Source organism: Dokdonella sp. (assembly GCF_036518555.1).
Lineage (GTDB): Bacteria > Pseudomonadota > Gammaproteobacteria > Xanthomonadales > Rhodanobacteraceae > Dokdonella_A.
Genome location: NZ_DATDMY010000274.1, coordinates 1 through 11,204, shown reverse-complemented (window position 1 = coordinate 11,204; position 11,204 = coordinate 1). Strand labels below are relative to the sequence as shown.

The window sequence follows — 11,204 nt, the reverse complement described above, 5'->3', positions numbered from 1 at the left end:
GATGCGTGCGAGGCGGCGCTCCGCGAGCTCGCGCGCATCGGGCGCCGCAGCGGCGCAGTGCAGCGCGAGCCAGCGCGTGAAGCGGACGCGGTCGTCCGCGGACAGTGCGGACAGCACGCGTCGCGCGCCAGTGCGCAGCTGCGCGAAGCGGAACGCCGTGTGTCGCACGTCGCGCTCCAGGAGCGGCGCGAACGCGCGCTGGGCGATGCGCAAGGCAAGACTGGCGTCACTGGCCGCAGCGGACGCACCGGCGCCCGTCGATCCCGTAGCGTTCATCGCCGTACCCCGATCGGTCGGCCACGGCTCGTCGCGGCCATCTGATGCATTGACGAAGGAAAAGGTTGCATGGCGCCGCACTCCAGCAAGACGTATGCCATGGATCCGCCGGGTTCGACCCGACTCCCCTCGTGCGGGCGAAGCACCGCGCCACGAGAGCTCCCGACCGCACCGTCCGGTCGCGGGGGAGGGAGAAAGACCCGGACGGTGCGGCGAGAGACTGTCAAAGCGAACGAAAACAAGCATGTCCGACCCGTCATGGCCTACGCCTGACAGGCGTCAGGCGGCATAATCCCGGGAGCGGCGCGGCAGCGCCTCTTCGCGGGGCCGGTATGGAAACCGCGAGTGGTCGCCACCATTTGGTGAACTTGCGGGTATAGTATCGAATCTGTACTCGGTAGTCCAGCTAGTATTCGTCGACATGAACGCAGCCATCGCCAAAACGTGCGGACCGGGTCGTCCGAAAGACCTCGAAAAGCGTGCCGCCATCCTCGATGCGGCAAAACGCCTGTTTCCGCTCACCGGCTTCGAGGGCACGAGCATGGACGCGATCGCGGCCGAGGCCGGCGTGTCCAAGCTCACCGTCTACAGCCACTTCACCGACAAGGAAACGTTGTTCTTCGCCGCGATCCGCGCCCGTTGCGAGGAGCAGATGCCGGCGACGCTGTTCGAGATCGACGTCGAAGGGCCGGTACGCCGCCAGCTCGAGGCGATCGCGCGCGCGTTCTTCGCGCTCGTGACCGCGCCCGAGTCGATCTCGCTGCATCGCCTGCTCACGTCGGGCACGGGCATGTCCGAAAAGCTCGTGCAGATGTTCTGGGAAGCCGGGCCGCAGCGCGTACAGAGCGGTTTCCAGCAGTTCCTGCGCCACGAGGTCGAAGCCGGCCAGCTCGTGATCGGCGACATCCCGCGTGCGTCGTCGCAGTTCTTCGCGCTGCTCAAGGGCGAACTGCATGCGCGCCTGATGTGCGGGTGCTCGGGTCCGTTCACCGAGCAGGACATCGAAACCCACATCCGCGCTACGGTCGAATTCTTCCTGCGCGCCTACGCGGCCAGCCCCGAGCGCGTCGTGGCGCTCTGAGCGCATCGCCGCGGGCATCGCCCACGCGGCCGCGTTTCAGTCGACGAAATCCTGCGCGTGCATGAGCCAGTCGCGCAGCACGCCGGCGTCGTCGGGCGCGATGTCGACGAAGCGGAAGCCGACCCAGTTCTGCCCGCGCATCGTGCCGGGCGCGCTCCACTGTTCGTGCACGCCGACTTCGATCGGATACAGCCGCCCGTGCGCATCCGGCAGGTGGAACGAAAACTGGTAGAGCGCGTCGTCCGCGATCGGTCGCTGCGCGAGCAGCAACATGCCTTCCATCGAGATATTGCCGAGGTGACCGAGCACTTCGCCGGTCATCGTGTCGGTCACGTGCAGCGCGACGTCAGGGCGCTTGCGCGGCAGCCTGCGCTTCTCGTTCATGGCGCGGCTCCCGCAGTCGCGCGCGCGGGCTCGTGCGTGCGCAGCAGCCCGATGATCGCCTTCCACGCGCGGTCGATCAGCGAGCCCTGTTCGCTCGCGACGGGACGTATCTGGCCACGCGCCATGTCGCGCGCGACCTGTTCGAGCGTGTGGTCGTCGACGCGCACGCCGCGCTGGTTCACGAACAGGCAGTGGCCGGTCAGCGGCGAGAACCAGGCGAGCTTGCGGCGGACCGTGTCGCCCTGCTGGTTGCGCACGAACTCGAACCAGGTGCCGAATGGCGTGCGCTTGAGCTGCTGGAGCATCTCGGCCTCCGCGGGCGTCATGGGCGGCGGCGTCGCGCGCGCAGGCGCAGCCGGCGTGTTCTGGCTGCCCAGGCGCGGCTTGTCCTTGAGCGCTTCGTCGATGCGCTGGAGTTGCGCGGAAGCCTCCGGCGTCGGCGTGCGCGTGAACAGGTTGTCCACCAGGCCGCGCACGTCGTCGCCGTGCAGGCCGACCTGGTGCAGGCCGCCTTCGAGCTCCTGTCGCACGGCATCGTCGTCGGGCGTGTCGCCGAGCGGCGCGAGACCGCGTCGCGCGATCGTCTCGGCGACTTCGACGCGGCGCTTGAACTCGCTGCCTTCGGGACCGTCGCGCAACGCGCTGAGCGCGAGCGCGTCGGTCCATGCCTGCTCGAGCAGCGAGCGCACGCGCGGCGCGGGTATCGTCGCCTGCAGGACCCGGATCACCGCCGCGCGCGCGGCCTCGCGGGCGACCTCGAGGCGATCCCGGCCGCGGGCGGCATCGATGTTGCGCCGCTCGACCACCTCGGCGCGCCGCGCGAGCAGCTGCATGTGCTTGCCGAGGTCGCCGAGCAGGTGCTCGAACACGCCGACATCGCCGTCGAAGTTCGCGCTCACGTGGTCGACGACCATCTGCATCTTGCGCGCGAGGTCGGGGTCGGTGTCGGAGTCGTCGAACCAGTGCGCGCCGGTCTCGGCGATCGTGTTGAGCAGTTCGCGCGCGGGATGGTCGCGACGCGTGAAGAAGCTCTTGTCGCCGAGCGCCACGCGCAGCACCGGCACGTGCAGGCGGCCCAGCAGCGAGCGCGCGCCGCTGCCCTCGCGAACGTTGCGCACGACGTAGTCGAACAGCATGCCGACGAGGTCGACCGTATCGAGATCCTCGTCGCCGAGCCCGAGTGGGCGTCCCTCGGGGCTCGCCCGACGCAACTTCACCAGCAGCGTGTTCTTGAAGTGCTCGCTGTCGTAGCGCGCCTGCTGCGCCGCCGTGGTGGGCGCGCGCTGCAGCGCGCCGAGCACGCTCTGCAGGTCTTCGCGGCTCGCCGGCTGGTGCGCCGCCGCGCCGGCTCCAGCCCCGCCTTCGGCGCGCCGCTTGGCGCCGAGCAGGTCGCGCAGGGTGCCGAACAACTCCGCATCCGGAGTCGCCTGCGCGGCGCGCGCGACCGCGGGCGCTTCGCCGGCCGCTTGCGCGTCGGGCGTTTCCGGCGCCCCGGTCGACGCGTCGGCCGCATGCGGGCCGTCGGGGCGCCGGAACGAGGGATGCTGCAGGTTGGGCAGCACGCGCTGGCCGCCGAGCCAGGTGTTGATGCGGTCGTAGAACGGGGCGAGCGTCGCCATCACGGCGCGATCGAACTGGCGATAGGCGAACAGGCGGTGTTCGAGGTCGAGTTCGACCTCGGACAGCGCGTAGCGGAACGCGTCGGCGACGCGGGTCGGCCCCAGCGGCACGGCTTCGATCGGTGGCACCGCGCTGCCGGCGATGACCGCGAAGCGATGCGTGTAGGCGTGCAGCGCCTGGCTGTTGCGGATGTCCGCCTTGCCCGCGATCTCCTGTAGGCCGAGATCTTCCTCGAGGACCGCGGCGTCGACGAGTTCGAGCGACGACGTCGCCTGGGGGACTTGCGCGTGGGCGGTCGCCGCGGCCGTACGAACCTGCGCGAGGTCGGCTTCGAGGTGGTGCTGGAAGCGCTGCTGCACGCTCGCGTTCGCCTGCTTCAGCGCGCGCATCGCTTCGAACCGGCGTTGCTGTTCGGCGCTGTTGCCCGACCGCTCCGCCATGCGGAACAGGCTGGTGTCGATGTCGACGAGCGAGCGCGCGAGCGCGGGCTCGAACCAGCCTGCGGCGTGCTGCTGCAGGCCCTCGAGGAGATTGCGCACGCGCGGCGGCAGGTCGGAGCGGCGACCAAGGCTGGGCAGCCGCTCCTGTCCGCCTGTACGGGTGCCGCCTGGCGTTCGCTCGCCGCTCGTCATCCGCCGAACGTCCCCATTCGCGTGCGCCGCGCCTGCGGCGCGGATCGGGCCGGCGCCCGGCCGGCTCCCCATGCCGGCGCCGCGCGCCGGCGTCGCGACCATTCTGGCACGCCGCGCGTGCGCGGGAACAGGGGCGTTCGGTCAGCGTGCGCGCGGCTGCCAGGTCACCTCGATCCAGCCGGAACGGCCTGCGGTGTCGTAGCCGTGGACGAGCTCGTACGCGCGGTCGGTGATGTTCTCCGCGCGCGCGCTCACGCTCCAGGCGTCGCCGAGCGCGCAGCGCGCGCGCAGGTTGAGCAATGCGTACGCGGGCAGCTGGACGCCGCCGATGTCTTCCCGGCGGCCCGCGTACTGCATTTCGGCGCCCGCGCTGAAGCGCGCACCGAACGCGCGCTCGACGACGGCGGACGCCTTGCTGCGCGCGCGGCGCAGCAACCGGGCGCCGGTGTCGCCGTCGCGCGCGTCTTCCCACGTGTAGTTGGCTCGCGCGGACCAGGCGCCGAAGCGCCCGTTCCAGGCCAGTTCGGCGCCATCGATGCGCGCATGCGCGATGTTGATCGCCTGGTTCTGCGTGCCGGTGAAGCTGATGAGGTCCTCGACGCGGGTCGAATACAGGTTCGCCTTGAGCCGCTGGTCGGGCGAGGGGACGTACTCGAGGCCGAGTTCGGCGCTGCGCGAGCGTTCGGGATCGAGTTCGGGATTGCCGGCGTAGTAGCCGCCGTAGCCCGGATCGTAGAGTTCGTTCATGGTCGGGCTGCGGAAGCCCTGGCCGAAGCTCGCGTACGCGCGCCAGGCGTCGCTCGCGCGCCAGCCGAGCGCGAGCGAGCCGGTGGTCGCCCCGCCGAAGTCGCTGTCGTGGTCGTAGCGAGCGGACAGCTCGGCGTCGAACGCGCCCGACGTCGCACGCCAGCCGCCGAACAATGCGCGGCCGTTGCGGCTTTCGTCGTACCGCGCGCTGCCCGCGAACGTGTCGCGCGTCTCGCCCTCGTCGTGCACGACGTCGAGGCCGGCGACGAGCCGCTGGCCTTCGCCGGGCTGGAACTCGTTCTGCCACAACAGGCTCGCGCGGCGCGTGCGGTAGAGCGTGCCATAGGCGGGCGTGTCGAGGTCCTCGCGCGTGTGGCCGAGCGCGATCCGATGGTTCCAGCCGGGCGCGAGTTCGCCCGCGAGCTCGACGCCTGCGGTCTGGTCGATGACGTCGGTATAGCCCTGGTCGAACTGGGACTGGCCCTGGCTCCGGTACAGCGACGCCGACAGCCGCTGGCTTCCGAACTCGTGCGCGCCGCGCAGGACGAGGTTGCTGTTGCGATAGGCGTCGTCGTCGGGGTCGTAGCTGCAGTACGGGTCGTCGGGTCCGTTGCAGATTCCCGGATTCGTCGCCGAGAAGCCGCCGACGTGGCGCGCGCCGACCTGGATGCTCACGCCGTTGGCGCCGTCCCAGTGGCCGATGCCCGCGCTCGCGTCCGCATCCCGGTAGCTGCCGTAGGAAGCGGCGACGCGCGGACCGTCGAGCCTGCGCGTGAAGATCTGGATCACGCCGCCGAGCGCGTCGGAGCCCCAATAGCTCGCGCGGGGACCGCGCACGATCTCGATCCGCTCGATCGCGTCGAGCGGCAGCTGCTCGAAGGCGAACGCCCCGGTCGTCGCCGCGGCCGCGCGCACGCCGTCGATGAGCACGAGCACCTGGTTCGAGTTCGAGCCGCGCAGGAACAGCGAGGTCTGCTGGCCGGCGCCGCCGGTGCGGTACAGGTCGACCCCGGCTTCGAGGCGCAACAGGTCGTAGACGTCGCGCGCGACGCTCGCGTCGATGTCCTGGCGCGTGACGATGCTGACGTCGGCAAGCGTTTCGTCGACGGTTTCGGCGACGCGCGATGCGGTCACCTGCACCGTCGGCTGCAACTCGGTGTCGTCCGCGCGCGCACTCGCGCACAGCGCGGCGGACGCCGCGATCGAAACAATGGAAAGGCGCAACATGGTCGGTCTCCTTCGCACACCCGCGTAAACCAGGGGCGGCGAAAGCGCGCGCACGGACGTCCAGACGTCCATGCCCGTCCGTTGCCCGCCGCAACGCCTGGAGCCAGGCGCCTCCGCTTCGCGCGGAGGCGCAAAACCCCGGGCCGGTCTCCGGGCTTGCGAGTGATGCGCGGGACGTCCCGCTGCATCGGCCCCGATCGCCTTCCCGTCGCGGCGCGACAGTGGCATGAGATCGGGGCGTGGCTCGCTAACCGTTGCGGGGGCAGCGCCGGATTCGCACCGGCTTCCCGTTTCACCTTGCACGCGTGTGCGGGCAGGGCACCTGAGGCGGCGCGCAGTGTAGACGCGCGCGCCGGCGCGTTCAATCGCGGTCGGTCGACGTGCCGACGTGGCGCAGTTCGCCGTCGTCGCCGATCTCGAGCGCGACCTCGATCGGGCGGCAGCAGACCGCGCAATCCTCGATGTAGCGCTGCGAGCCGGCCGACGTGTCGGCCTGCGTCTCGAAGGCTTCACCGCAGTACGGGCAGTGGAGGGTGATGGGTTCTAGCATGCTGTCTCGGGGGACTGAGGGTTGAGGGCTGGGTGTGCGGGGTCAGGATGCGGGACTGGGGAAGGGCAGGGCCAAGCGGACAACTCGACGTCGCCCCTCAGCCCACGCCATCCGGCAGGAACGAGCCGATCACGTCGTTGAGGAAGCGCCGCCCGAGCGCGGTCGCGGCGAGGCGCCCGGGGTCCTCGATCATCCAGCCGCGTGCGCGCGCCCGCGAGAGCGGCGCTGCGATCGCGTCGGCCGCGAGCCCCGTACGTTCGCCGAACAGCGTCGCGTCGACGCCTTCCTCGAGGCGCAGTGCGTTCATCATGAATTCGAACGGCAGCTCGACGGGAGACACGTCGTTCGCGGTTCCGAACGCGTCCCTGCGCTCCGCGCGTTCGAGGTAGCTGCGCGGCAGTTTCAGCTTCGTCGTGCGCACGACGCGCGTGCGCGATGCATCACTGATCTTGCCGTGCGCGCCGGCGCCGATGCCGAGGTAGTCGCCGAAACGCCAGTAGTTGAGGTTGTGCGCCGCGCGACGGCCCGCGCGCGCGTAGGCGGACACCTCGTACTGCGCGTAACCGGCGTCGGCCAGCGCGACCTGACATGCCTCCTGCATGTCCCACGCGCAGTCCTCGTCGGGCAGTCGCGGCGGTTTCGCCGCGAACAGCGTGTTCGGCTCCAGCGTGAGCTGGTAGTGCGAGACGTGCGCGGGCTCGAGCGCGAGTGCGCGGGCGACGTCGTCGAGCGCTCCCTCGAGCGTCTGATCCGGCAGCGCGTACATGAGGTCGAGGTTGATGTTCGCGTAGCCCGCATCCTGCGCCTGCCTGACCGCGCGTTCGGCGTCGCCGGCAGAGTGGATGCGGCCGAGCCGGCGCAGCTTGTCGTCGTCGAAGCTCTGCACGCCGAGGCTGAGGCGGTTCACGCCGGCGGCGAGGTAGCCGTCGAAGCGGCCGTGCTCGACCGTGCCGGGATTCGTCTCGAGCGTGACTTCCGCTTCGCGCGGCAGGTCCAGCCGCGCGGCGACGCCGTCGAGCACGCGCGCGATCGCGTCGGGTGGGAACAGGCTGGGCGTGCCGCCGCCGAAGAAGACGCTGGCGAGCGGACGTCGTTCGAGCGCGGTGCCGAACGCGGCGAGGTCGCGGTCGAGGTCGGCGAGCAGCGCGCGCACGTACTCGTCGACCGGCAGCGCGCCGTTCTGCGCGTGCGAGTTGAAGTCGCAGTACGGGCATTTGCGTACGCACCACGGGACGTGCACGTACAGCGACAGCGGCGGCGCGATCAGCGGCATGCGCTCATTGTAGGCGGTCGCGACGCGCCAGGCCGCGCATGAGCTCGCGCAGGCGCGCGAGCGCAAGTCCGCGATGACTGACGCGGTTCTTCGTCGCCGGTTCGAGTTCGGCCGCGCCCGCACCGAGTGCGGGATCGAAGAACACGGGGTCGTAGCCGAAGCCGTTCGCGCCGTGCGGCGCGTGCAGGATGTGTCCGTGCCAGCGACCTTCGGCGATCAGCGGCGCCGGATCGTCGGCCGCGCGCAGCAGCACGATCGTGCAATGGAAGTGCGCCGTGCGTCGCCCGTCGGGCACGTCGCGCAGCGCATCGAGCAGCTTCGCGATGTTCGCCGCGGCGTCGCCGCCGGCGCCCGCATAGCGCGCAGAGTAGAGGCCGGGCGCGCCGCCGAGCGCGTCGACGCACAAGCCGGAGTCGTCGGCGAGCGCGGGCATTCCGGTCGCGCGCGCGGCATGGCGCGCCTTGAGCAGCGCGTTCTCGACGAAGGTCGCGCCGGTTTCCTCGACGTCGTCGATGCCGAGTTCCGCTTGCGAGACCAGGTCGAGGCCTTCGCCGGCGAGGAGCTCGCGCATCTCGACCAGCTTGCCTCGATTGCCGCTCGCGAGCACGAGCTTCGCGGACCCGCTCACGCGTGCGGCCCGATCAGGTCCCAGCGATTGCCGTACAGGTCGGTGAACACGACGACGGTGCCGTAGGCCTCGTGGCGCGGCGGCCCGTCGAAGCGTGCGCCCGCCGCCGCGAGCCGCGCATGGTCGCGCGCGAAATCGTCGGTGTGCAGGAACCAGCCGACGCGACCGCCGTGCTGGTCGCCGACCGCGCCGAGCTGGCGCTCGTTCGCCGCCTTCGCGAGCAGCAACGTGAACGCCGCATCGGCCGCGGGGGCGATCCGCACCCAGCGCTTGCCGCCACCGAGGTCGGTGTCCTCGAGCAGGATGAAGCCGAGCGCGCCGGCGAACCATGCGATCGCCTCGTCGTAATCGCGCACGATCAGCGCGACCTGGGCGATGCGCGCGGTCATGCGTCGCGCGCGAGCGCTTCGCGCTGCAATGCGCACAGTTCGGCGACGCCCTTGCCGGCGAGCGCCAGCAACGCGTCGAGTTCGTCGCGGCGGAATGCATGGCCTTCCGCAGTGCCCTGCACTTCGATGAAGCCGCCGCCGTCGTTCATGACCACGTTCATGTCGGTGTCGCAGGCGGAGTCCTCGGCGTAGTCGAGGTCGAGCATCGGCGTGCCGTTGACGATGCCGACCGACACGGCGGCGACCGCGCCGAAGAGCGGGTCGCGCTTGAGCAGGTGGCGCGCCTTGAGCCAGCCGATCGCATCGGCAAGCGCGACGTAGGCGCCGGTGATCGCCGCGGTGCGCGTGCCGCCGTCCGCCTGCAGCACGTCGCAGTCGAGCGTGATCGTGCGTTCGCCGAGCGCCTGGCGATCGATGCAGGCGCGCAGGCTGCGCCCGATCAGGCGCTGTATTTCCATCGTGCGGCCGCCCTGGCCGCCGCGCGCGGCCTCGCGCTGGGTGCGTTGGCCGGTCGCTCGCGGCAGCATGCCGTATTCCGCGGTGACCCAGCCTTCGCCCTTGCCGCGCAGGAACGGCGGCGCCTTCTCCTCCACGCTCGCGGTGCAGAGCACGCGCGTATCGCCGAAAGCGACGAGCACCGAACCTTCGGCGTGGCGCGTGTAGTGGCGCTGGATGACCACCGGGCGCAACTGGTCGGCGGCGCGGCCGGACGGGCGCGTGGAACTCGGGGCGGAAGCCGTCATGCGGGGGCGCTTTGGCAATTGGGCCGCGGAGTTTACCATTGCGCCCCTTTCGTACCCGCGCGGGGCCCGCCGATGCTGCGTAGCATGACCGCCTTTGCCAGCGCCGAGGCCGATACCGGACACGGCTCGCTGGCGATCGAGCTGCGCTCGGTCAACCACCGCTATCTCGAACTCGGACTGCGCCTGCCCGAAGAGCTGCGCGCGCTCGAACCGGCCGTGCGCGAGCGCGTCGCGACGAGGCTCGCGCGCGGCAAGGTCGACCTCGGCCTGCGCTGGAAGCCGGCCGCCACGAGCGCGGCGGAGATCGCCGTCGACGAGGCGCTCGTCGCGCGGCTCGCCGATACCGCGCAGATGCTCGCGGCGAAGTTCCCGCAGCTGCACGTCGACTTCGCCTCGCTGCTCGGCTGGCCCGGCGTGCTGCTCGACCAGGGCGCCGACCAGGAGTCGCTGCGCCAGGCGGCCCTGCGCCTGCTCGACGCCGCGCTCGACGACATGGTCGCGGCGCGCGGGCGCGAAGGCGAGCGGCTCGGGGTCTTCCTGCGCGAGCGTCTCGACGCGATCGAGCGCATCGTCGCCGATGTGCGTGCGCACCTGCCCGAGGTGCGCAGCGCGCTGCGCGCGCGCTTCGACACGCGCCTGGCCGAACTCAAGATGCCGCTCGAACCCGGCCGCGTCGAGCAGGAAGTCGTGCTGCAGCTGCAGCGCATCGACGTCGACGAGGAGCTGGATCGACTCACCGCGCACGTCGCCGAGGCGCGCCGCGTGTTCGGCCTGAAGGAAGCGGTCGGCCGCCGCCTCGATTTCCTCATGCAGGAATTCAACCGCGAGGCCAACACGCTCGGCTCCAAGGCCGCCGATCCGCGCACCACCAATGCCGCCGTCGAGCTCAAGGTGCTCATCGAGCAGATGCGCGAGCAGGTGCAGAACCTCGAATGAGCGGTTGCCTCTACATCGTCGCGGCACCGTCCGGGGCGGGCAAGTCGAGCCTCGTCAACGCGCTGCTCGAGCGCGAGCCCGGCATCGCGCTGTCGATCTCGCACACGACGCGGCCGCCGCGCCCGAACGACCGCGACGGCGAGCACTACCACTTCGTCAATCGCGGCGTGTTCGAGCGCATGGTCGCCGACGGGTCGTTCCTCGAACACGCGGAGGTGTTCGGCAACCTCTACGGCACGTCGCGCGCGGCGGTGGAGCCGCTGCTCGCGCAGGGACGCGACGTGCTGCTGGAGATCGACTGGCAGGGCGCGCGCCAGGTGCGCGCGGCGATGCCCGACTGCATCAGCGTGTTCATCCTGCCGCCGTCGCGCGCGGAACTCGAGCGCCGGTTGCGCAATCGCGCCTCGGACGACGCCGTGGCCATCGCGCGCCGGCTGGCCGAGTCGCGCGATGAGGTCGCCCATGCCGGTGACTTCGACTACCTCGTCGTGAACGACCAGTTCGCGGACGCGCTGGCCGACTTGCGCGCGATCGTGTCCTGCCAGCGGCTGCGCCGCGAAGTCCAGGCCGTGCGCCATGCCGCGCTCATCGCCGACCTGCTGAAGGCCGATTGAACGAGCGGCCGCGTCGCTGGCTGCGCAGCCACCGCTTCGGCTACGGTAGCGCGCCGCGCGGCGCCGCCGCGCCTACGCCGACCACGGTCCCGTCCCACGTGAAC

The 11,204-nt window shown here is 71.1% G+C and carries 11 protein-coding genes and 1 riboswitch; of the genes, 3 read left to right on the top strand and 8 right to left on the bottom strand.

Going from position 1 to position 11,204, the window contains the following annotated elements; translation table 11 throughout:
* The first annotated feature begins 697 nt into the window (after window positions 1-697).
* Window positions 698-1,357 carry a TetR/AcrR family transcriptional regulator gene (locus VI238_RS15060; protein WP_331652806.1) on the top strand — a complete coding sequence of 220 codons (660 nt, stop codon included), beginning with the start codon at window positions 698-700 and terminating at the stop codon, window positions 1,355-1,357.
* A 36-nt stretch (window positions 1,358-1,393) separates the two neighbouring features.
* On the opposite strand, the gene VI238_RS15055 is transcribed toward VI238_RS15060, so the two are convergent.
* From VI238_RS15055 to rph, 8 genes are all read right to left on the bottom strand, one after another.
* Entirely contained in the window at window positions 1,394-1,741 is a 348-nt protein-coding gene (locus tag VI238_RS15055; protein WP_331652804.1) for a PilZ domain-containing protein, read from the bottom strand.
* Window positions 1,738-3,900 (bottom strand): DUF1631 family protein, encoded by a 2,163-nt coding sequence (locus VI238_RS15050; protein WP_331652802.1) that lies wholly within the window; start codon window positions 3,898-3,900, stop codon window positions 1,738-1,740. Before VI238_RS15050 ends, VI238_RS15055 begins: the two co-directional genes overlap by 4 nt.
* 234 nt (window positions 3,901-4,134) lie before the next feature.
* Window positions 4,135-5,967, bottom strand: coding sequence for a TonB-dependent receptor domain-containing protein (locus VI238_RS15045; RefSeq protein ID WP_331652800.1), 1,833 nt, complete (start codon window positions 5,965-5,967; stop codon window positions 4,135-4,137).
* 124 nt (window positions 5,968-6,091) lie between these two features.
* A riboswitch (cobalamin riboswitch) is annotated at window positions 6,092-6,308 on the bottom strand.
* A 20-nt stretch (window positions 6,309-6,328) separates the two neighbouring features.
* A complete protein-coding gene (locus VI238_RS15040; RefSeq protein WP_331652798.1) occupies window positions 6,329-6,517 on the bottom strand; it encodes a CPXCG motif-containing cysteine-rich protein in 189 nt (62 codons plus the stop codon).
* Window positions 6,518-6,614: 97 nt separating this feature from the next.
* The gene (gene hemW, locus VI238_RS15035; protein ID WP_331652796.1) at window positions 6,615-7,790 is read right to left on the bottom strand and encodes a radical SAM family heme chaperone HemW; all 1,176 of its coding nucleotides are present in this window, start codon (window positions 7,788-7,790) and stop codon (window positions 6,615-6,617) included.
* 4 nt (window positions 7,791-7,794) lie between these two features.
* Window positions 7,795-8,418, bottom strand: coding sequence for an RdgB/HAM1 family non-canonical purine NTP pyrophosphatase (gene rdgB / locus VI238_RS15030; RefSeq protein WP_331652794.1), 624 nt, complete (start codon window positions 8,416-8,418; stop codon window positions 7,795-7,797).
* Entirely contained in the window at window positions 8,415-8,807 is a 393-nt protein-coding gene (locus VI238_RS15025) for a VOC family protein (protein ID WP_331652792.1), read from the bottom strand. The genes rdgB and VI238_RS15025 overlap by 4 nt, the downstream gene beginning before the upstream one ends.
* Complete coding sequence (gene rph, locus VI238_RS15020) at window positions 8,804-9,550, bottom strand: ribonuclease PH (protein ID WP_331652790.1); 747 nt, start codon at window positions 9,548-9,550, stop codon at window positions 8,804-8,806. Before rph ends, VI238_RS15025 begins: the two co-directional genes overlap by 4 nt.
* 72 nt (window positions 9,551-9,622) lie before the next feature.
* Between rph and VI238_RS15015 the strand changes: the two genes are divergently transcribed.
* Window positions 9,623-10,486: a YicC/YloC family endoribonuclease gene (locus tag VI238_RS15015; RefSeq protein WP_331652788.1), complete on the top strand. Its 864-nt coding sequence runs from the start codon at window positions 9,623-9,625 to the stop codon at window positions 10,484-10,486.
* Entirely contained in the window at window positions 10,483-11,100 is a 618-nt protein-coding gene (gmk, locus tag VI238_RS15010; RefSeq protein WP_331652786.1) for a guanylate kinase, read from the top strand. Before VI238_RS15015 ends, gmk begins: the two co-directional genes overlap by 4 nt.
* Window positions 11,101-11,204 lie beyond the last annotated feature (104 nt).

Excerpts from the sequence above, each read along its gene's own strand:
- VI238_RS15060 (WP_331652806.1), top strand. The coding sequence starts at position 698 with ATGAACGCAGCCATCGCCAAAACGTGCGGACCGGGTCGTCCGAAAGAC.
- VI238_RS15055 (WP_331652804.1), bottom strand. The coding sequence starts at position 1,741 with ATGAACGAGAAGCGCAGGCTGCCGCGCAAGCGCCCTGACGTCGCGCTG.
- VI238_RS15025 (WP_331652792.1), bottom strand. The coding sequence starts at position 8,807 with ATGACCGCGCGCATCGCCCAGGTCGCGCTGATCGTGCGCGATTACGAC.
- gmk (WP_331652786.1), top strand. The coding sequence starts at position 10,483 with ATGAGCGGTTGCCTCTACATCGTCGCGGCACCGTCCGGGGCGGGCAAG.
- rph (WP_331652790.1), bottom strand. The coding sequence starts at position 9,550 with ATGACGGCTTCCGCCCCGAGTTCCACGCGCCCGTCCGGCCGCGCCGCC.
- VI238_RS15045 (WP_331652800.1), bottom strand. The coding sequence starts at position 5,967 with ATGTTGCGCCTTTCCATTGTTTCGATCGCGGCGTCCGCCGCGCTGTGC.
- VI238_RS15015 (WP_331652788.1), top strand. The coding sequence starts at position 9,623 with ATGCTGCGTAGCATGACCGCCTTTGCCAGCGCCGAGGCCGATACCGGA.
- VI238_RS15040 (WP_331652798.1), bottom strand. The coding sequence starts at position 6,517 with ATGCTAGAACCCATCACCCTCCACTGCCCGTACTGCGGTGAAGCCTTC.
- hemW (WP_331652796.1), bottom strand. The coding sequence starts at position 7,790 with ATGCCGCTGATCGCGCCGCCGCTGTCGCTGTACGTGCACGTCCCGTGG.